This is a genomic window from Kluyvera intermedia (assembly GCF_021440345.1).
Lineage (GTDB): Bacteria > Pseudomonadota > Gammaproteobacteria > Enterobacterales > Enterobacteriaceae > Kluyvera > Kluyvera intermedia_A.
Window position 1 is genome coordinate 15992 of record NZ_JAKCNS010000010.1, and the last position, 18460, is coordinate 34451.

The 18460-nt window shown below is 56.9% G+C and carries 15 protein-coding genes and 2 pseudogenes; 13 read left to right on the plus strand and 4 right to left on the minus strand.

Annotated features, from left to right (window positions below):
* Positions 1 to 87: 87 nt before the first annotated feature.
* The 5 genes and pseudogenes from LZ634_RS02620 to LZ634_RS02640 all read left to right on the plus strand — a co-directional run bounded on the left by LZ634_RS02620 (position 88) and on the right by LZ634_RS02640 (position 5334).
* The gene (locus LZ634_RS02620) at positions 88 to 519 is read left to right on the plus strand and encodes a MarR family winged helix-turn-helix transcriptional regulator (RefSeq protein WP_061283558.1); all 432 of its coding nucleotides are present in this window, start codon (positions 88 to 90) and stop codon (positions 517 to 519) included.
* The gene (locus tag LZ634_RS02625; protein ID WP_234502170.1) at positions 519 to 2171 is read left to right on the plus strand and encodes an MFS transporter; all 1653 of its coding nucleotides are present in this window, start codon (positions 519 to 521) and stop codon (positions 2169 to 2171) included. Before LZ634_RS02620 ends, LZ634_RS02625 begins: the two co-directional genes overlap by 1 nt.
* A 24-nt stretch (positions 2172 to 2195) precedes the next feature.
* Positions 2196 to 3281 (plus strand): HlyD family secretion protein, encoded by a 1086-nt coding sequence (locus tag LZ634_RS02630; protein ID WP_234502171.1) that lies wholly within the window; start codon positions 2196 to 2198, stop codon positions 3279 to 3281.
* Positions 3278 to 4653 (plus strand): annotated as a pseudogene (locus LZ634_RS02635) (efflux transporter outer membrane subunit). The gene LZ634_RS02630 and the pseudogene LZ634_RS02635 overlap by 4 nt, the downstream one beginning before the upstream one ends.
* A 21-nt stretch (positions 4654 to 4674) precedes the next feature.
* On the plus strand, positions 4675 to 5334 hold the full coding sequence (locus LZ634_RS02640) for an O-methyltransferase (protein ID WP_234502172.1): 660 nt from the start codon (positions 4675 to 4677) through the stop codon (positions 5332 to 5334).
* Between the two features lie 628 nt (positions 5335 to 5962).
* Here the strand turns inward: LZ634_RS02640 and hrpA are convergent.
* Positions 5963 to 9865 (minus strand): ATP-dependent RNA helicase HrpA, encoded by a 3903-nt coding sequence (hrpA, locus tag LZ634_RS02645; RefSeq protein WP_234502174.1) that lies wholly within the window; start codon positions 9863 to 9865, stop codon positions 5963 to 5965.
* A gap of 200 nt (positions 9866 to 10065) precedes the next feature.
* Here hrpA and azoR point away from each other — a divergent pair, with 200 nt between their 5' ends.
* Positions 10066 to 10668 carry an FMN-dependent NADH-azoreductase gene (azoR, locus tag LZ634_RS02650; RefSeq protein ID WP_234502176.1) on the plus strand — a complete coding sequence of 201 codons (603 nt, stop codon included), beginning with the start codon at positions 10066 to 10068 and terminating at the stop codon, positions 10666 to 10668.
* A gap of 74 nt (positions 10669 to 10742) precedes the next feature.
* Here azoR and LZ634_RS02655 read toward each other — a convergent pair whose 3' ends face one another.
* Positions 10743 to 11609 (minus strand): aldo/keto reductase family oxidoreductase, encoded by an 867-nt coding sequence (locus LZ634_RS02655; protein ID WP_234502178.1) that lies wholly within the window; start codon positions 11607 to 11609, stop codon positions 10743 to 10745.
* Positions 11610 to 11756: 147 nt separating this feature from the next.
* Here LZ634_RS02655 and LZ634_RS02660 point away from each other — a divergent pair.
* The 3 genes and pseudogenes from LZ634_RS02660 to LZ634_RS02670 all read left to right on the plus strand — a co-directional run.
* A pseudogene (locus tag LZ634_RS02660) lies at positions 11757 to 11837 on the plus strand (transcriptional regulator); the annotation flags it as partial.
* A gap of 154 nt (positions 11838 to 11991) precedes the next feature.
* Entirely contained in the window at positions 11992 to 12999 is a 1008-nt protein-coding gene (locus LZ634_RS02665) for a zinc-binding alcohol dehydrogenase family protein (protein ID WP_234502180.1), read from the plus strand.
* A gap of 1 nt (position 13000) precedes the next feature.
* The gene (locus LZ634_RS02670; RefSeq protein ID WP_234502181.1) at positions 13001 to 13294 is read left to right on the plus strand and encodes a putative quinol monooxygenase; all 294 of its coding nucleotides are present in this window, start codon (positions 13001 to 13003) and stop codon (positions 13292 to 13294) included.
* A 15-nt stretch (positions 13295 to 13309) separates the two neighbouring features.
* Here the strand turns inward: LZ634_RS02670 and LZ634_RS02675 are convergent, their stop codons facing one another.
* Positions 13310 to 14215 (minus strand): alpha/beta hydrolase, encoded by a 906-nt coding sequence (locus tag LZ634_RS02675; RefSeq protein ID WP_234502189.1) that lies wholly within the window; start codon positions 14213 to 14215, stop codon positions 13310 to 13312.
* Positions 14216 to 14631: 416 nt separating this feature from the next.
* On the opposite strand from LZ634_RS02675, the gene LZ634_RS02680 reads away from it, so the two are divergent.
* From LZ634_RS02680 to LZ634_RS02695, 4 genes are all read left to right on the plus strand, one after another.
* Positions 14632 to 14739, plus strand: a complete 108-nt coding sequence (locus LZ634_RS02680; protein WP_234502190.1) for a type I toxin-antitoxin system toxin Ldr family protein — start codon at positions 14632 to 14634, stop codon at positions 14737 to 14739.
* A 191-nt stretch (positions 14740 to 14930) separates the two neighbouring features.
* On the plus strand, positions 14931 to 15998 hold the full coding sequence (locus tag LZ634_RS02685) for an ABC transporter substrate-binding protein (protein ID WP_414467725.1): 1068 nt from the start codon (positions 14931 to 14933) through the stop codon (positions 15996 to 15998).
* Complete coding sequence (locus LZ634_RS02690; RefSeq protein ID WP_234502192.1) at positions 15985 to 16992, plus strand: FecCD family ABC transporter permease; 1008 nt, start codon at positions 15985 to 15987, stop codon at positions 16990 to 16992. The genes LZ634_RS02685 and LZ634_RS02690 overlap by 14 nt, the downstream gene beginning before the upstream one ends.
* Positions 16989 to 17738, plus strand: a complete 750-nt coding sequence (locus tag LZ634_RS02695; protein WP_234502194.1) for an ABC transporter ATP-binding protein — start codon at positions 16989 to 16991, stop codon at positions 17736 to 17738. Before LZ634_RS02690 ends, LZ634_RS02695 begins: the two co-directional genes overlap by 4 nt.
* Here the strand turns inward: LZ634_RS02695 and LZ634_RS02700 are convergent.
* The gene (locus LZ634_RS02700; RefSeq protein WP_234502196.1) at positions 17728 to 18450 is read right to left on the minus strand and encodes a substrate-binding domain-containing protein; all 723 of its coding nucleotides are present in this window, start codon (positions 18448 to 18450) and stop codon (positions 17728 to 17730) included. The two genes, LZ634_RS02695 and LZ634_RS02700, sit on opposite strands and share 11 nt — an antisense overlap.
* Positions 18451 to 18460 lie beyond the last annotated feature (10 nt).

Below are 18460 nucleotides of genomic sequence, written 5' to 3' on the forward strand. Positions count from 1 at the left end.
ATAACACTTATTTTTCATATTCACTTGAATTATGGTTTCCGCCGAACGTAAACTCATTAGAGCTCTAATGATTATGAATGATTCGCCATGGATAACCGACAGCTTAATTTCTCCCATCTCCTCTATCTCACCGCCCACCACTGGCGGCTGGCCGTCAATCGACGGCTGAAAGATCTTGGCATGAGCCAGGCCACCTGGGTGGCCGTCGCTGCGATAGCCCGAAACGAGCAGCCGCTTTCACAAACCGAACTCGCACAAGAGCTGGGCGTTGAGAGCGCGACCGTGGTGCCATTGATTAATAAACTGGTGGATTTAGGCCTGGTTGAACGGGTGATCACCGAACGCGACAAACGCAAACGTCTGCTGGTGGCAACGGAAAAAGGCCGCGAACTGTTTCATCAGGTCAAAGCGGTTGCCGATGAACTTCGCGAAGAGATCCTCACCGTTATCACCCCTGAGGAGCAGGAAAAAACCTACGAGGTGCTGTTAAAACTGCTGCGTGAAGTGGAGAAGAAATAATGTCGCCACCGCGTCGCGATCCCTACGCCCCACACGACTGGGCGCCTCACGAAAAACCGGCGATCCTCGGTTCGCCTTCAACCCCCATTCACCGCCCGGCTAAACGCGTAGCCTATGGCATCGTCGGGCTGCTGGTATGCCTGACAGGCGCGCTAGGCAATGCGGTGGTCACCGCCAACCTGCAAAACCTGCAGGGTTCATTCGCCGCCTGGTCGACGGAAATCGCCTGGCTGCCTGCGGTGTACGTGATGACCAACGTCTCCATCAACCTGCTGCTGGTGAAATTCCGCCAACAGTTTGGCCTGCGGGCGTTTACCGAAGGTTTTCTGGTGCTGTATGTGCTGGTGACCTTTTTCCACCTGTTCGTTAACGATCTCAATTCCGCGCTGATGGTGCGCGCCGCGCACGGCATGGTGGCGGCGGCGCTCAGTTCGTTAGGGATTTACTATCAGGTGCAGGCGTGGCCAGCGAAGCATCGTCTCAAGGCTCTAACCATCGGGATTACCGGCTCGTCGCTGGCCATCCCCCTCGCCCGACTGTTTTCTACCGAACTGCTGCAAATTGATGAGTGGCGCGGGCTCTACTTTTTCGAACTTGGCCTGGCGCTGGTATCGCTGGCCTGCGTGATTGCCTTAAAACTCCCGCCAAGCGATCGCAAGAAAGTGTTTGAGAAAAAAGACTTTATTACTTTTATTCTGCTGGCCCCCGGGATGGGTCTTATCTGCGCGGTGCTGTCTCTTGGCCGTCTGGACTGGTGGTTTGAGGCCCCGTGGATTGGCTGGTCGCTTGCGGCGGCGGTAGTCCTGGTCATCAGCGCCATTATTTTTGAACATAACCGTACGAATCCGCTGCTCAATACACGCTGGCTCTCCAGCGGCAGTATTCTGCGGCTGGGATTAATCATGGTGCTTATCCGTATCGTGCTGGCGGAACAGAATACCGGCGTCATCGGCTGGCTACAGTACGTTGGGCTGCAAAACGAGCAGATGACGTCGCTGGCGTGGTCTATTTTTGCCGGTATTCTCTGCGGAATTATTGCCAGCTGCCTGACGCTCAACCCAACGCGCCTCTACTGGCCCACCGCTACCGCGCTGGCGCTGATTATGATTGCCTCGCTGCTCGACAGTCAGTCCACCAGTTTAACCCGCCCGGACCAGCTAATGCTGAGCCAATTCCTGCTGGGTTTTGGTAGCGCTTTCTTCCTTGCACCGGCGATGCTGGCCGGTATCGGCGGCGTCATTGCCGATCAGCGAAACTTAGTCAGTTTCTCGGTGCTGTTCGGCATGAGCCAGAATATTGGCGGCCTGCTGGGTTCCGCCATTCTTGGCACCTTCCAGACCTGGCGTGAGAAATTTCACTCCAGCCAGTTGGCCGATCAGATTACAACGCTAAACCCGCTGATAAACGACCGTCTGCAGCAATATATTCAGCAGTACCAGAGCCAGATTGGTGATAGCACGCTGCTCAATGTGCAGGCCAGCACCCTGCTACAAACCGCCTCAACGCTTGAGGCCAATATTCTCGCCTACAATGACACCTATCTGCTCACGGCGGCTATCTCCGCCGCCACGCTGCTGTGGGTATTCTGGCGATTATTAAGATTGCGAATTACCGCTCATGTTGCGCTCAAACGCGCAACGGGTAGCAAATAACAACAAGAGAGATCTGGAGTCGTTATGAGTCAGCAGGATGCGGCCAAGCAACAGGCCAACACCCGCAATAATATCCGCGTGGTTTCAATTTTTACCGCAGCGGCCATCGGCCTCGTCGGCGTACTGGTCATTCTGTACGCCTGGCAGTTGCCCCCGTTTACCCGCCACAGCCAGTTTACCGACAACGCCTACGTGCGCGGGCAGACTACCTTCATCAGCCCGCAGGTGAGCGGCTACGTGACAGGGGTGAATGTACAGGATTTCAACCAGGTCAAAAAAGGCCAGCAGCTGTTCCAGATAGACGATCGCATCTATAAGCAGCGTGTCCATCAGGCGCAGGCGCAGCTGGCGATGAAAGAAGCGACGCTGAAAAATAACCTCCAGCAGCGTAAAAGCGCCGAGGCGGTCATCGCCCGTAACGACGCCGCGCTGCAAAATGCCCGCGCCCAGAACCTGAAAACCCAAGCGGATTTAAAACGCGTGCAGGATCTGACTGCCGACGGTTCACTGTCGATTCGCGAGCGGGACTCAGCTCGCGCCAGCGCCGCCCAAGGGAACGCCGATATCGAACAGGCGAAAGCAACGCTTGAGATGTCGCGCCAGGATCTGCAATCCACTATCGTCAATCGCGATGCACTTCAGGCAGACGTTGCCAATGCCAAAGCGGCGCTGGAGCTGGCGGAAATCGACCTGCAAAACACGCGAATCATCGCCCCTACCGATGGCCAGCTCGGGCAAATTGCCGTGCGCCTTGGTGCTTACGTTACTGCCGGGACGCACCTCGCCCCGCTGGTACCACCGCAGCACTGGGTTATCGCAAACTTAAAAGAGACCCAGCTCGCCACCGTGCGGGTTGGGCAGCCGGTCACCTTTAGCGTCGATGCGCTAAACAGCGAAAAATTCCATGGCACCGTGCAGAGCATTTCACCGGCTACCGGCGTGGAGTTCAGCGCTATTTCGCCGGATAACGCCACCGGTAACTTTGTGAAGATTGCCCAGCGTATTCCGGTGCGCATTGCCGTCGATGAAGGCCAACACAATAGCCAGCGCCTGCGCCCTGGGATGTCGGTACAGGTGACCATTGATACCCGCACGGAGGCGAAGAAATGATCCGCCCTGTGGCCCTCGCGCTTACCCTCGCACTGGTCGGCTGCCAGTCGGCTGATGTTCAGCGCGCCGACCCAACGCTTGCCATTCCCGCCGCCTGGCGCGCCGATGTTGGCCCTGCCAGCGCCGTCGAAGGCGTGTGGTGGCGCAATTTCCACGATAGCGCCCTCAACCAGTATGTTGGCCAGGCGCTGCGTCACAACAGTGATGTGCTGATCGCCCGCGAACGAGTCAACGAATACCAGGCGCGGGTGTACGCCGCCGACGGTAGTCTGTTCCCGACGCTGGATGCCGGGTTATCCGGCAGCCGCGCGCGTGCCCAGTCGGCCGCGACCGGTCTGCCCATTCACAGCACGGTTTATAAAGGCGGCCTGACCGCCAGCTACGATGTCGATCTCTGGGGCGCCAACCGCAGCGCCGCGGATGCCGCACAGGCCAGCCTTGAGGCGCAAAAAGCGGCTGCCGCCGCCGCCAATCTGACGGTTGCCACTTCAGTTTCAGTCGGTTACATCACCCTGTTGTCGCTGGATCAACAGCTTCACGTCACCGAGCAGACGCTGAAATCCCGTGAAGACGCCTACAACCTGGCAAAACGGCAGTTTGAAACCGGCTACACTTCGCGTCTGGAGCTGATGCAGGCTGACTCCGAGCTGCGCTCTACCCGAGCGCAGGTGCCGCTGCTACGGCATCAAATCGCGCAGCAGGAAAACGCATTGAGCGTGCTGTTAGGTGCCAATCCCGGTTCGATTAAGCGCAATGAGTTTAACCAATTAACGCCGCTGGCGCTGCCATCACAGCTGCCGTCAACGCTGCTGAACCGCCGCCCGGATATTGTGCAGGCGCAGCGCCAACTGGTCGCTGCTGACGCCACGCTCGCCTCTTCACAGGCAAAACTGTTACCGTCAATCAATCTCACCGCCACCGGCAGCTATCAGGACCGAACGCTGCCGGATCTGCTCGATAATCCGCTACGCTTATGGAGCCTCGGCGGCAGTATTCTCGCCCCTTACTGAACCGCCAGGCGCTGAATGCACAGGTTGATGTCTCCATGGCGCAGCGTAACCAGGCGCTGTACGGCTATGAAAAGACGGTCCGCAGCGCCTTTACAGAGGTCAACGATAGCCTTGATGCCATCAGCCGTTACGGCGAGCAGCTTGCTGAGTTGCAGGGGCAAGAGGACGTGGCGCAGGAGACGCTGCGAATTGCGCAAAATCGCTATCGCAACGGTTACTCTTCCTATCTCGATGTGCTGGACGCCCAGCGCACCTTGTTCTCCACGCAAATTAGCGTCGTACAGGTCAAAAACAACCTGCTGCTGGCGCAGATAGATCTTTACCGGGCGCTAGGAGGCGGCTGGTCTTCGCTGTCAGGCTGACAAATCCATTAGGGTGTCACAATGCAAAAACAGTGGTCTGAAGTTGATAACTATCTGATAGACAATTTAATTCCTGATGACGAAGTCTTGTCTCAGGTGCTGGAAAACAACCACCACGCGGGCCTGCCAGCGCACGACGTTGCCGCCAATCAGGGGCAACTGTTGGCGCTGTTTGTGCGGATGGTGGGAGCAAAATCCATTCTCGAAATCGGCACCCTCGGTGCTTATAGCACCATCTGGATGGCGCGCGAGCTGCCGGAAAATGGACGGCTGGTGACGCTGGAGGCCGATCCACGACACGCCAAGGTGGCGCGGGAAAATATTCAGCTCGCCGGTCTTACCGAACGCGTGACGCTGCATGAAGGCCCTGCGCTCGATTCACTGGCCAAACTCGAATCCGACGCTCCCTTCGATCTCATTTTTATTGATGCCGATAAACCGAACAATCCCTATTACCTCCAGTGGGCGCTGAAATACGCCCGCCCCGGCACGCTGATTATCGGTGATAACGTGGTACGCGACGGTGAAGTCACCAACCCTCACAGCACCGATGAACGGGTACAGGGAGTCCGGCGTTTTATCGAGATGATGCGTAACGATCCGCGCCTGACGGTGACGGCGCTACAGACGGTCGGGATTAAGGGCTGGGATGGGTTTACGCTGGCGTGGGTGAATGGCTAATAGGCGCACCATGACAGGGTTAGGAGCAGATAGCGCAGTCCGGCGCAAGATTCCGTTCCGCTATCCAGCCGATTGCGCTCCTTACTCATCTCATGCCATATAATCTGAATGGCGCAAGGAGCGCGCGGGGGGCGGCCAATCGCCGCCGCCCCCTGCACCCCCAGGCTCTGGCGGCAGAATCGCCGCTTCGCGGTTCCCTCAGCTTATGCCTTCCGGCTTTCGGGTCGGGCGCGAGGTAACATCCCTGTAAAACCGCGCCCTCAGCCCACATCCTTGTGGGCTGCCCCGGCCTCCAGGCAACGCCTCGGCGATTCAGACGCCACCCATGTCGCTTTGGCCTTTCTACTAACAGTTAAAATCAGTGTCGCTGGAATCAATGAGTCCCCGCTTGAATCGGTGAGTCGGAGAATGAAAGATAAGGTCAGGCCGCCAGGGACGGGACAAGTAATATCGAGTGTCGTCGTGCCGCAAGGCGAACGCCGTGCGAAGCACCGATTTCGCCGCAGAGATGGCAAAGGGGCGCTGCGCCCCTTTGCCAATTCACCAATACTGTTGTTTCAAATTCTACGAAACATAAGTACCGCCCAGCATTAAACCCCAACCGTCTTAATCCAGCCGGCCATCGGCTTTAAGCAACAATCTGCTCCATCGCCTGCAAAATACGCTTATCGGAGATCGGATACGGCGTTCCGAGCTGCTGCGCGAAGAAGCTGACGCGCAGCTCTTCAATCATCCAGCGGATCTCTTTCACGTCTTCATCCTCCCGGCGCGCCGGCGGCAGTTTGTTCAGCCACTGCTGCCACGCCTGCTGAACGCTGTCTACCTTCAGCATCTGCGCACGGTCACGATGCGGGTCGACCGCCATTTTCTCCAGACGTTTTTCAATCGCCTGCAGATAGCGCAGCGTATCACCCAGACGGCGGAAACCGTTGCCGGTGACAAATCCGCGATACACCAGGCCATTCATCTGCGCCTTGATATCCGACAGTCCCAGCGCCATGGTCATATCCACACGCCCTTTCAGCCGCTTGTTGACGTTAAACACCGCCGTGAGAATCTGTTCAACCTGTTTGGCAATTCCGACCACCGTTTCATTAAGGTCAGCGCGTACTTTTTCATGCAGAGCAGCAAAGCCGGCCTCGGTCCACACTGGGCCGCCCGCTTCGTCAATCAGCTTATCAACGCCGCAGGAGATGCAGTCATCAATCAGGTCCAGCACCTTGCCGTACGGGTTGAAGTAGAGTCCGAGCTTGGCTTTGTTCGGCAGCTTCTCGTGCAGATATTTAATCGGCGACGGGATGTTCAGCAGCAACAGGCGACGCAGGCCGCGCCACATCATCTGCTGCTGTTCCAGCTCGTTATCAAACAGTTTGATAGCGACACTGTCACGTTCATCCACCAGCGCCGGCCAGGCTTTCACCTTATAGTTGCCGCGCTTTTGTTCATAACGTTCAGGCAGGTCGCCAAAGCTCCAGATGTGCAGTCCGTTCTGTTCGATGCCGTCATCGGCAACCGAAGAGAGCGTCTCCTGAACTTTGCCCTTCAGCGCATCTTTCAAATCCTGTAAGACGCGTCCTTCCTGCAGCTTCTTGTTTTTGTCGTCGACTACCCGGAAAGTGATTTTCAGGTGATCGGGCACCTGATCCCACTGCCAGGCGTCGCGTTCAACGGTAACGCCGGTCATCCGGCGCAATTCACGCTCCAGCGAATCAAGCAGCGGCAGCTCCAGCGGCGTCACGCGGCCTAAGAACGCTTCCGCGTAGTTCGGTGCCGGCACAAAATTACGTCGTACCGGTTTTGGCAGCGATTTAATCAGCGCGATAATCAGCTCACGGCGCAGCCCGGGAATTTGCCACTCAAAACCGGCCTCTTCCACCTGATTTAACAGCGGCAGCGGGATATGCACCGTGACACCATCGGCATCGGCCCCCGGCTCAAACTGATAGGTCAGGCGCAGCTTCAGATTGCCCTGATGCCAGAAGTTCGGATAGTCCAGCTTGCTGACCTGTTCCGCCCCTTCTTTAATCAGCATGCTCTTTTCAAAGTTGAGCAGATCCGGCGTTTCGCGGCTGGCCTGCTTCCACCATTTGTCAAAGTGGCGCGAGGAAATCACGTCGTGGCTGATGCGTTGGTCATAAAATTCAAACATTGTCTCGTCATCCACCAGGATGTCGCGACGGCGCGATTTATGCTCCAGCTCTTCAATTTCACTGCGCAGCTTTAAGTTGTCGCGGAAGAAAGCGTGGCGCGTTTGCCAGTCGCCCTCTACCAGCGCATGGCGAATAAACAACTCGCGGCACAGCGCTGGGTCAATTTGGCTGTAGTTGACCTTACGCGCCGCCACAATCGGCAGGCCGTAAACGGTGACTTTCTCTGTCGCCATTACTGCGCCCTGCGCGCGCTCCCAGTGCGGTTCACTGTACGAGCGTTTAATCAGATGCTGCGCCACGGGCTCAACCCATTCCGGATCGATGCGCGCCGCGATGCGGCCCCACAGGCGGCTGGTTTCGACCAATTCGGCGACCATCGCCCATTTCGGCGGCTTCTTAAACAGACCGGAGCCTGGGAAAATAGAGAAACGGGCGTTACGCGCGCCGGTAAACTCCTGCTTGTCGGTATCCTTCATGCCGATATGCGACAACAGACCGGTTAGCAGCGCGATATGAATTTCGCGATATTCCGCTGGTTCACTGTTCACCGGAATGCCCAGCTCTTTCACCACCTGGCGCAGCTGGGTGTAGATGTCCTGCCACTCGCGCACCCGCAGGTAGTTGAGGTAATCCAACTTACACTGGCGGCGGAACTGGTTCGATGACAGCGCTTTTTGCTGTTCGCCGAGATAATTCCACAGATTAACAAAGGCCAGGAAGTCAGACTCTTTGTCATGGAAGCGCTGATGCTTCTCATCCGACGCCTGCTTTTTGTCCATCGGGCGCTCACGCGGATCCTGAATGGAGAGCGCCGAAGTGATGATCATCGCTTCGCGCACGCAGCCGTGCTTTTGTGCTTCCAGCACCATACGCGCCAGACGCGGATCGACCGGCAGTTGGCTGAGCTGGCGGCCCAGCGGCGTCAGTTTATAAGCAGTCTGTTGTTCGTCGGTGGTAATGGCGCTGAGCTCTTCGAGCAGGCGCACGCCGTCCTGAATATTGCGCTTATCCGGCGCTTCAACAAACGGGAACGCGGCGATATCGCCCAGCCCCAGCGCCGTCATCTGCAGGATAACGGAAGCCAGGTTGGTACGCAGAATTTCCGGGTCGGTAAATTCCGGGCGCGACAGGAAATCGTCTTCTGAATACAGACGAATACAGATCCCTTCCGACACACGGCCGCAGCGACCCTTACGCTGGTTTGCCGAGGCCTGTGATACCGGCTCGATCGGCAGACGCTGCACTTTGGTGCGATAGCTGTAGCGGCTGATACGCGCGGTACCCGGGTCAATCACATACTTGATTCCCGGTACGGTCAGCGAAGTTTCGGCGACGTTAGTAGCCAGCACGATGCGACGCCCGCTGTGCGACTGGAAGACCCGGTTTTGCTCGCTGTTCGACAACCGCGCGTACAGCGGCAGAATTTCGGTATGCCGCAGGTCGCGCTTGCTCAGCGCATCGGCGGTGTCGCGAATTTCGCGCTCGCCGCTCATAAAGATCAGAATATCGCCCGCGCTTTCACGGCCCAGCTCATCGACGGCATCAAAAATGGCCTGCAGCTGATCGCGTTCGGTATCGTCGGCTTCTTCGACAATCGGCCGATAGCGAACTTCCACCGGATAAGTCCGGCCAGAAACCTCGATAATCGGCGCATTGTTAAAGTGGCGCGAGAAACGTTCCGGATCGATGGTTGCCGAGGTTATGATGATTTTCAGATCCGGGCGACGCGGTAACAGCTCGCGCAGATAGCCGAGTAGAAAATCGATGTTCAGGCTGCGTTCGTGCGCTTCATCAATAATGATGGTGTCATACTGCATCAACAGACGGTCCTGCTGGATCTCAGCCAGCAAAATCCCGTCGGTCATCAGTTTCACCATGGTGTTATCGCTGACGTGATCGCTAAAACGCACTTTGTAACCGATGCAGCCGCCCGGCTCGGTTTTCAGCTCTTCGGCGATACGGTTGGCGACGGTTCGCGCCGCCAGACGACGCGGCTGGGTATGGCCAATCAGGCCCTTAATCCCGCGCCCCAGCTCCATGCAGATTTTTGGCAGCTGAGTGGTTTTCCCCGAACCGGTTTCCCCCGCCACGATAACCACCTGGTTATCGCGCACGGCTTCAAGAATCGCCTGTTTTTTCTGGCTAACGGGCAGATTTTCCGGATAGTCAATCACCGGACGCGCGGCTTCACGCAGCACGACTTTACCGGCAGCCTGTTCAATTTCTTGCGCCATCTCCTGAATAATGGCCTGTTGAGCATCAGGATTTTTAACCTTTTTAACGCCGTGTAATCGACGGGCAAAGCGCTGTTTGTCCCGCAGCATCAGGGCCTCAAGGCGCTGACTCAGCATCGCAAAGGTGATTTTCTGTTGTTCTGTCATAGTGTTATCGGGCAGCGTACTGCCAGGAAAAAGCTCTTATAAAGTATGGTCCTAGCGTACCACATTTGTCTATTTCATGCCTTGTTCAAAAAAACTGACTATAGAATTCGATATATTGCGCTTTCTCTGTGGCAGGAATGTGAATAGAGTGTCATCAAGCAACAGGGCAACGCCCGTCAATCAAATATAAGGAATTACCTATGAGCAAAGTATTGGTTCTGAAATCCAGCATCCTGGCAGGCTACTCTCAATCAGGTCAGCTGTCCGACTATTTTGTTGAACAGTGGCGCGAAAAGCACTCCGCTGACGAAATCACCGTGCGTGACCTGGCTGCCAATCCAATCCCAGTGCTGGATGGCGAACTGGTCGGCGCGCTGCGTCCAAGCGACACCCCGCTGACGCCACGCCAGCAGGAAGCCCTGGCGCTCTCTGACGAGCTGATTGCCGAACTGCAAGCCCACGATGTGATTGTTATCGCAGCACCGATGTACAACTTCAACATCCCAACTCAGCTGAAAAACTACTTCGACCTGATTGCTCGTGCTGGCGTCACCTTCCGTTACACCGAGAAAGGCCCTGAAGGTCTGGTGACTGGCAAACGTGCTATCGTGCTGTCCAGTCGTGGCGGGATCCATAAAGATTCCCCAACTGACCTGATCACCCCATACCTGAACGTGTTCCTGGGCTTCATCGGGATCACCGACGTGAACGTCGTCTTCGCTGAAGGCATCGCTTACGGCCCAGAAGTGGCTACCAAAGCGACTTCCGATGCCAAAGCGACCATCGATAGCCTGGTCGCTTAATCGCTCCTGGCAATAGAAAAACCCTGCTTAATCGCAGGGTTTTTTGTTTGTTCATGCTGCCATCACGTCTCTTATCAGCCCTTCACCGCAATGCCGTCGAGTGCCGCCAGCGTTTCCGCCGACAGTTTCAGCTGTGCCGCCGCCATATTTTCCCGCAGGTGCGCCACCGACGACGTACCGGGGATGAGCAGGATATTCGGCGAACGATGCAGCAGCCAGGCCAGCGCCACCTGCATCGGCGTCGCGCCAAGTGATGCGGCAATATCATTTAAGGTAGACGATTGCAGCGGTGAGAAACCGCCTAGTGGGAAGAACGGCACGAAGGCGATACCGTCACGCGCCAGTGCGTCAATCAACGCGTCGTCGCCGCGATGAGCAATGTTGTATTCGTTCTGTACGCAAACAATATTCGCCACCTTGCGCGCCTCGGCCACTTGGGTTGGCGTCACATTACTGAGCCCGATATGCTTCACCAGCCCCTGCTGTTGCAGTTCGGCCAGCACGCTGACCGAAGCCTCAATCGAACCTTCTCGCGGCGCATGGCCGTCGCCAATCATCACCCGCATGTTGACCACATCCAGCACCTCAAGGCCGAGATTACGCAGGTTGTCATGCACCGCCTGCTTCAGCTCATCTGGGGAAAATGCCGGTAGCCAGGAAGCGTCATCCCCGCGACGGGCGCCGATTTTGGTGACAATCACTAAATCGTCGGCATACGGGTGCAGCGCTTCGCGAATAATTTGGTTGGTGACATGCGGGCCGTAAAAGTCGCTGGTGTCGATATGATTGACGCCCAGCGCCAGCGCTTCACGCAAAACATCAATCGCTGCATGACGGTCCTTTGGCGGGCCAAATACGCCGGGGCCGGCCAACTGCATCGCCCCGTAACCGAGGCGATTCACAAACTGAGAACCAAGGGAAAACGTGCCGTACTGGGTCATAACGTCCTGCCTGTTGCATCGTGATGAATGTGACAGACAGTATAGGAACGCTCTCGACGAGAGAACTGTGCTTTTTATGCCATAACATTAAAAAATATCATGGCATTCCGCTACGCAGTGGCGAGTTTACGTCGCGACGCTTTCAGCCTATTCGTTCGGCAGTTAAGCGAGGAATTTGGTGACGAACATTGGATTTCTGCACTCGCAGCGCCACTACCCGGCGACATGAGGAGCGCGTGGAGGAAGAAGAGATCTTTTATGAGCGGCTCTGAGTGCGCCTATTTTCGCGATTTGCGTATAACACTTATCGCCAGCGGGCTATTTTTCCCCTCGCCGCTTGCTCCTAACATCCGGGTATTGCAGAACACTACCCGGAGATATCATGAAAGCCTTTGCCATTACCCGCGCCGCCGCTGAGGGCAGCAACATTCCGTTTATTCACGCCATCGAACTCCCTATGCCGCAGGCTAAAGGTCACGATATTCTGGTCGAAATTAAGGCCATTTCAGTCAACCCTGTTGATACCAAAGTGCGCGCCGGATTCACTTCCGACACCCCTCGGGTGCTGGGCTGGGACGCCGTTGGCGTAGTGAAAGCGATTGGTGACGCCGTCACCTTGTTCGCTCCCGGCGATGAAGTCTGGTACGCCGGAGCGTTGGGGCGGCCTGGAAGTAATAGCGAATTCCAGCTTGTCGATGAACGTATCGTGGCGCTGAAGCCCAAAACGCTGGATAACGCCTCGGCGGCAGCGCTGCCGCTGACTGCCATCACCGCCTGGGAACTGCTGTTCGACCGTCTCGGCGTCCAGCGCGGCGGCAACGCGGGTGACACGCTGCTGATCGTCGGTGCTGCCGGCGGCGTCGGCTCCATTCTGACGCAGCTCGCCCGCAAACTGACGAAGATGACGGTCATCGGCACCGCGTCTCGTCCGCAAAGCCAAACGTGGGTGAGCGATGCCGGAGCACATCATGTTATCGATCACAACCAACCGCTGAGCGAGGAGCTGGCGCGTATTGGGATCAAGGAAGTCACCCATGTCGCGAGCCTGAACAATACCGAAGGCCACTATTCGCAGCTGATTGCCGCCCTTGCCCCGCAGGGGAAATTGGCGCTAATTGACGATCCGCAAAGCCTGGACGTGGTGCCGCTGAAGCTAAAAAGCATTTCACTGCACTGGGAATTTATGTTCACCCGTTCCATGTTTGAGACTCGCGATATCGCCGCCCAGCACCAGCTGTTGACTGAAGTGGCCACGCTTATCGATAACCAGACCATCAAAACCACGCTCGGCGAACATTACGGCACCATCAACGCCGAAAACTTGCAAAAGGCCCACGCTCAGCTGGAAACCGGCCGGGCGGTTGGAAAAATCGTGCTGGAGGGATTTTAAGATGATTTCGATTATTGCCGTATTGAAAGCGAAAGCAGGTAAAACGCAAGAACTTCGCCAGGCGCTGCAGGCTTTGCTGTTACCCACTCGTCAGGAACCGGGCAATACGGATTACGCGCTGTTCCAGCTACGTGATGAGCCAGAGACCTTTTACATGCGTGAATCCTGGGTAGACGAGGCGGCGCTGGAAGAGCACATTTCCCTGCCCCATTTTCAGACCTTTATCGGCCAGATGGACAGTCTGCTGGCGGAACCGTTGCGCCTTGATTATCTGACGCCGGTTGAGGCGGAATAATTCCGCGCCGCACCTTTACACCTGCCGTAACCATTTTTCGTAATGGGCCGGCCAGTCGACGGTTAGCGTTCCCGGCCGGCCCATGGCGAAACCATGGCCGCCGGTTGGGTAGCGGTACATCGTGACGGGCACCTGCTCACGAATGCAGGCGGCTTGCATGATTAACGTATTTTGTGGACTGGAAACAGGGTCATCTTCCGCCTGCACCAGAAACACCGGTGGAGTCTGAGGCCTGACGTAGTTTTGCACCGACCAGGCGGCCTCCTGTGCGTCCGTTGCGTGGTGACCCACCAGCATCTTGTGCGTTGAGGTGTGGGTGTACGGTTTTTCCAGCGTAATAATCGGGTAAATCAGCGCCGCACTGTCGGCCCGCGCTGGCTGATTGTCCAACGCGTCCACCAGAGGATAGCTGCGGTAATCAGGCCGAAGCGCCGCCATTGCCAGCAGATGTCCTCCGGCAGAAAAGCCCAACACGCTCACTCTTTTTTCACGGCTTCGCAGGATGCGTAGCGCTCGCTGCGCATCCTGCAAGGCCACATTATTCCCATCATTCCAGCCTTCACCCGGCAGGCGATAGCTGAGCAGATAAGCCGTATATCCGCGCTCAACCAGCCAATGCGCCGCAGGCCAGGCCTCCATGGCCATCTCAATGCGCTTGTAACCGCCCCCCGCGGCAATCAATACGCCATGGCCGTTGGGTACGGCAGGCTCAAGAACCGTCAGCAAGGGCTCGACAATATGGCTTTGCGCACCTTTTATGCTGATTAGCATTTTGCCCACAGGCCCACCGCCACCGGGAGGAATACCGGGCCACAGCGGCAGCGTATAACCAGCATTACCGGTGGTGGTGGCAAAAATAGCCCCGGTTTTCACCGCTAACGCCGTGGCGGCTATACCCAACAGAAACTGTCGACGATGCATAGTGGTTCTCACAAACGGGGAAGACCTTCAGTTAAGCAGAAAAAAGGGCAAAGAATATGAAGGTGGTATAGAAAATTGTGACCAAAGGTCAGCGCATTATTCACGATAAAAAGAGAGGTGCGAGCGTCGAGGAGACGAACGAGATCGCGCGCTATTCTGAAAAACGAGATACTGGACGTATATCCAGCACTCAGTCATTGCCGATGCGACCCTGGCTGCTATAGGATTGCCCCAATCCCGCTTGTCGGGAGAGGCGCAATGTTGCGGGGGCTTGATCCCTGGCGGCAACTGTTGCTGGAAAGAGAAAACCCCCGCACGTTGTTCGGTAAAAACCTGGCAACATCACGGGGGCTAACTTGAACCTAGACAGTCCAAGAATAGCCGCGAACCGTTGCCATTGCAATCAGGATGGCTGTATGACGCTAATACAATGGGCGTTTATGTTCTGGCACGATCTGGCCGCTCCGGTCATGGTCGGTGTGCTCACCGGTCTGATTCTGGGCTGGTGGCGTAGCCGGAAGTAACAACCCGGGCGTCATGACCGCCGCAATGGCAGCATGCGCCCGAACCAGGCCGCAGGGGCAACTCTGCGGCCTTTTTCGTTATGCCGTCATTCACATAGGAAATTTGGGGGTAAATCGGTCAGACGGTTTGCAATTGCTTTCGTTATATAATCAAATACACATCGTTTATTCACTCCCTGACTGAGCGACACATGTCCACACTACAGCGTTTCCTTTTGAGCTTCATGCTTGCCTGCGCCAGCCTGACGGCTGTCATCCCTGCTCTCGCCGACCGCACCGTAACCGATCAGCTTGGCCGTCAGGTTACCCTGCCCGATACCGTTAACCGCGTCGTCGTTCTACAGCACCAGACGCTCAATCTGCTGGTTCAGCTCAACGCGGCCGATGATATTGTCGGCGTGCTGAATAGTTGGAAAAAGCAGTTGGGTCCAGAATTTGCGCGCTTTATGCCATCGATTGAAAAAATGCCGATGCCGGGTGACCTGACGCAGGTCAATATCGAAAGCCTGCTGGCGCTGCACCCGCAGGTGGTGTTTGTCGCCAACTATGCGCCGGAACCGATGATTCAGCAGATTCAGAATGCGGGGATCGAGGTGGTGGCTATTTCGCTGCGTGAAGACGCCGCGGGCGAAAAGAACAAGATGAACCCATCGATGACCGATGAAGAACATGCCTACAACGAAGGGCTCAAACAGGGTATTCAGTTGATTGGTGAAGTCGTCAATCGCCAGGCTGAAGCCAAAAAGCTGATTGATTACACCTTCGCTGCGCGCGCCAAATTTAACGCCCCTGTTGCCGATATCCCGCAGGCTGAAAAAGTCCGCGTGTATATGGCAAACCCGGATCTCAATACCTACGGTTCCGGTAAATACACTGGGCTGATGATGCAGCATGCTGGCGCGATGAATGTGGCCGCCGCCACGGTTAAAGGTGCGCGTCAGGTTTCTCTGGAACAAGTACTGCAGTGGGATCCGCAGGTGATCTTCGTGCAGGACCGCTACCCGGAGGTGGTGAAGCAGATAACCACTGACCCACAGTGGCAGGCGATTGATGCGGTGAAAAATCATCGCGTGTGGTTAATGCCGGAATACGCCAAAGCCTGGGGCTATCCGATGCCGGAAGCGTTGGCGATTGGCGAACTGTGGATGGCGAAAAAACTCTATCCGCAGCGCTACAAAAACGTCGACGTCGATGCCGAAGCGCAGGATTACTACCACCGTTTCTATCGCACTCGCTGGCAGGCTAATGCACATCAGTAGTCACCCTAAAACGGTTCAGGGCGGGCTGATGCTGCTCACTCTGGCCGTCGCCGTTATTTCGCTGTGCTTTGGTCAGTATGGGTTATCGATTCGCGATGTCCTGTTCCAGCTTGCTCATCCGCACAATAGCGCCGATATCGCGCATCAAATTGTCTGGTCGGTTCGACTGCCACGAATCCTGATGGCGCTGCTGGCCGGCGGCGCGCTGGGTCTGTGTGGCGCGACGTTGCAGGGGGTATTCCAAAACCCGCTTGTCGACCCGCATATTATCGGCGTGACCTCCGGTTCCGCCTTCGGCGGCACGCTGGCCATTCTGCTGGGCCTCAGTATGCCGATGATGATGGGAACGACCTTCTTCTTCGGCCTGCTGGCTTTGACGCTGGTCTATCTACTGGCGGCGCTGCAAAAGCGTGAAAGTACGCTGGTGCTGATTCTCGCCGGTATTATCCTCAGCGGCTTTTTTGCCGCGCTGGTCAGCCTGATGCAGTACATGGCCGACACCGAAGAAGTGCTGCCGAATATTGTGTTCTGGCTGCTGGGCAGTTTTGCGACCGCGAACTGGACGAAAGTCCTGCTGCTCGCGATCCCCATGACCATTGCGGCACTGGTGCTGTTTAAGCTTCGCTGGCGTATCAACCTGCTGTCGCTGGATGATAAAGACGCCCGCGCGCTGGGTGTGCGCGTCACCGCACTGCGTCGCGGCGTGCTGTTGTGCTGTGCGCTACTGGTCGCAGCCCAAGTGGCGGTCAGCGGCAGTATTGCGTGGGTCGGTTTGGTGATTCCGCATCTTGCGCGGATGCTCGCCGGGGCCGACCACCGCCGCCTGCTGCCCTGCGCATTTTGGTTGGGAGCCAGCTTTATGGTGCTGGTCGACGATCTCGCCCGCACGTTAACCGCCGCCGAAATTCCGATTGGGATTATCACCGCGCTGGTTGGCGCTCCGCTGTTTACCGTGATGCTGGTTCGTGCAAGCCGCAAAGGAATGTTGAAATGACCCCGTCGCTCACGCTGTCACAGCTAGAATATGGCCATAAAGCGCCGCTGTTTGCGCCACTTAATCTGCACTGCCAGCCTGGTGAGGTTTGGGCGGTGCTGGGGGCGAACGGCCGCGGAAAAAGCACGCTGCTGGATACGTTAACCGGCGTTCTGCCGGCTCTTGCCGGGGAAGTTACCGTGACGGGTGGCGTCGGCATCGTGCCACAGTCGTTTCGCGCCGCCTTTGCCTGGCGAGTGAAAGAGGTGGTGTTGATGGGCCGCGCCCGCCACATTGCCCTTTTCGCCCAGCCGCAGGTGGAGGATGAACAGCAGGTGCTGAAGGCGTTGGCGCTATTGAATATCACTGAACTGGCCGATGCGTTATTCAGCAACCTTTCCGGCGGCCAACAGCAGCTGGTGATGATTGCCCGCGCGCTGGTCAGCGCCAGCCAGAACATCCTGCTTGATGAGCCCTGTTCGGCGCTGGATTTGGGCAATCAGCAAACGGTATTACAGCTTATCTGCGATCTTGCCCGCGTGCAGTCGCGTACGGTGATGTTCACCACCCATGACCCGACCCATGCGCTGCAGGTCGCCAGCCATACGCTGCTGCTGCTGCCCGACGGCCAGTGGCTGGCAGGTACCACCGCCGAGATTGTCCGGGAAGAGACGCTACAGCGGGCTTATGGCGTCACGGTGCGTAAAATTCAGCTTGCCGATTACCCTACTGCCGTCGTGACGCCGCTGTTTGCACTTAAACGTTAGCCGTTAAGAAACCGGCGTCGTGCAGGCAGCGCTGCCCTTCTTGCGCCAGCATAAACTGGCAGAATTGCCGTGCAGCGTCGCTCTCTTCCAGCAGCGTCACATAATACTCACAACGGATATTCCACGGCGCTGGAATAGGCACGCTACGGATATCCGTTTCACCTACCAGCGCGGTGGCGTAGTGCGCATAGCCGATAAACAAATCCGCCCATCCTTCACGTAGCAGCCAACTGCTCGCAATAACACCCGGTGGCAGCGTGAGCGTGTCGCGCCCGCCCACCAGCTGCATGGCCCGCCGTTTGAGAGATTCGCCGAGCCCCAGATGGCTGGCTTCGATATGGTCGAACAGCTGCCAGGTGTAGTCACCGGAAGGATCGCACTGCGGCGTTGACGTCCCCAGTCGTAACGCGCTATCGCTGAGTAATTCCAGCCACGCCTTCCCTGCCGTTTGCGGGCTATTTTTCACCGTCAGGATAAGCTCATTACGCGCAAAAAGGCGCGGATTTTGCGCGCGACCAGCCTCGTAAAGCGCCTGCGGGTGCTGGCGATTCGCCGAGCACGCCTCCCCTTTTTCAATCCGTTCACGCAGTAGGCCGGCAGGACCAAAAGTGATATCAACCGCTATTCCGGTTTGCGCGGTAAATTGTGCCTGTAGAGGGAGAAATGCGCGGCGCAGACTGCCCGCCGCAAACAGCGTCAATGTGGGATGCATAATAAGTTCG

Coding starts and splice junctions, on each gene's coding strand:
- LZ634_RS02685 (WP_414467725.1), top strand. CDS start 14,931: ATGTCCACACTACAGCGTTTCCTTTTGAGCTTCATGCTTGCCTGCGCC.
- azoR (WP_234502176.1), top strand. CDS start 10,066: ATGAGCAAAGTATTGGTTCTGAAATCCAGCATCCTGGCAGGCTACTCT.
- LZ634_RS02680 (WP_234502190.1), top strand. CDS start 14,632: ATGACGCTAATACAATGGGCGTTTATGTTCTGGCACGATCTGGCCGCT.
- LZ634_RS02665 (WP_234502180.1), top strand. CDS start 11,992: ATGAAAGCCTTTGCCATTACCCGCGCCGCCGCTGAGGGCAGCAACATT.
- LZ634_RS02700 (WP_234502196.1), bottom strand. CDS start 18,450: ATGCATCCCACATTGACGCTGTTTGCGGCGGGCAGTCTGCGCCGCGCA.
- LZ634_RS02625 (WP_234502170.1), top strand. CDS start 519: ATGTCGCCACCGCGTCGCGATCCCTACGCCCCACACGACTGGGCGCCT.
- LZ634_RS02640 (WP_234502172.1), top strand. CDS start 4,675: ATGCAAAAACAGTGGTCTGAAGTTGATAACTATCTGATAGACAATTTA.
- LZ634_RS02695 (WP_234502194.1), top strand. CDS start 16,989: ATGACCCCGTCGCTCACGCTGTCACAGCTAGAATATGGCCATAAAGCG.
- LZ634_RS02670 (WP_234502181.1), top strand. CDS start 13,001: ATGATTTCGATTATTGCCGTATTGAAAGCGAAAGCAGGTAAAACGCAA.
- LZ634_RS02630 (WP_234502171.1), top strand. CDS start 2,196: ATGAGTCAGCAGGATGCGGCCAAGCAACAGGCCAACACCCGCAATAAT.
- LZ634_RS02620 (WP_061283558.1), top strand. CDS start 88: ATGGATAACCGACAGCTTAATTTCTCCCATCTCCTCTATCTCACCGCC.
- LZ634_RS02655 (WP_234502178.1), bottom strand. CDS start 11,609: ATGACCCAGTACGGCACGTTTTCCCTTGGTTCTCAGTTTGTGAATCGC.
- LZ634_RS02675 (WP_234502189.1), bottom strand. CDS start 14,215: ATGCATCGTCGACAGTTTCTGTTGGGTATAGCCGCCACGGCGTTAGCG.
- hrpA (WP_234502174.1), bottom strand. CDS start 9,865: ATGACAGAACAACAGAAAATCACCTTTGCGATGCTGAGTCAGCGCCTT.
- LZ634_RS02690 (WP_234502192.1), top strand. CDS start 15,985: ATGCACATCAGTAGTCACCCTAAAACGGTTCAGGGCGGGCTGATGCTG.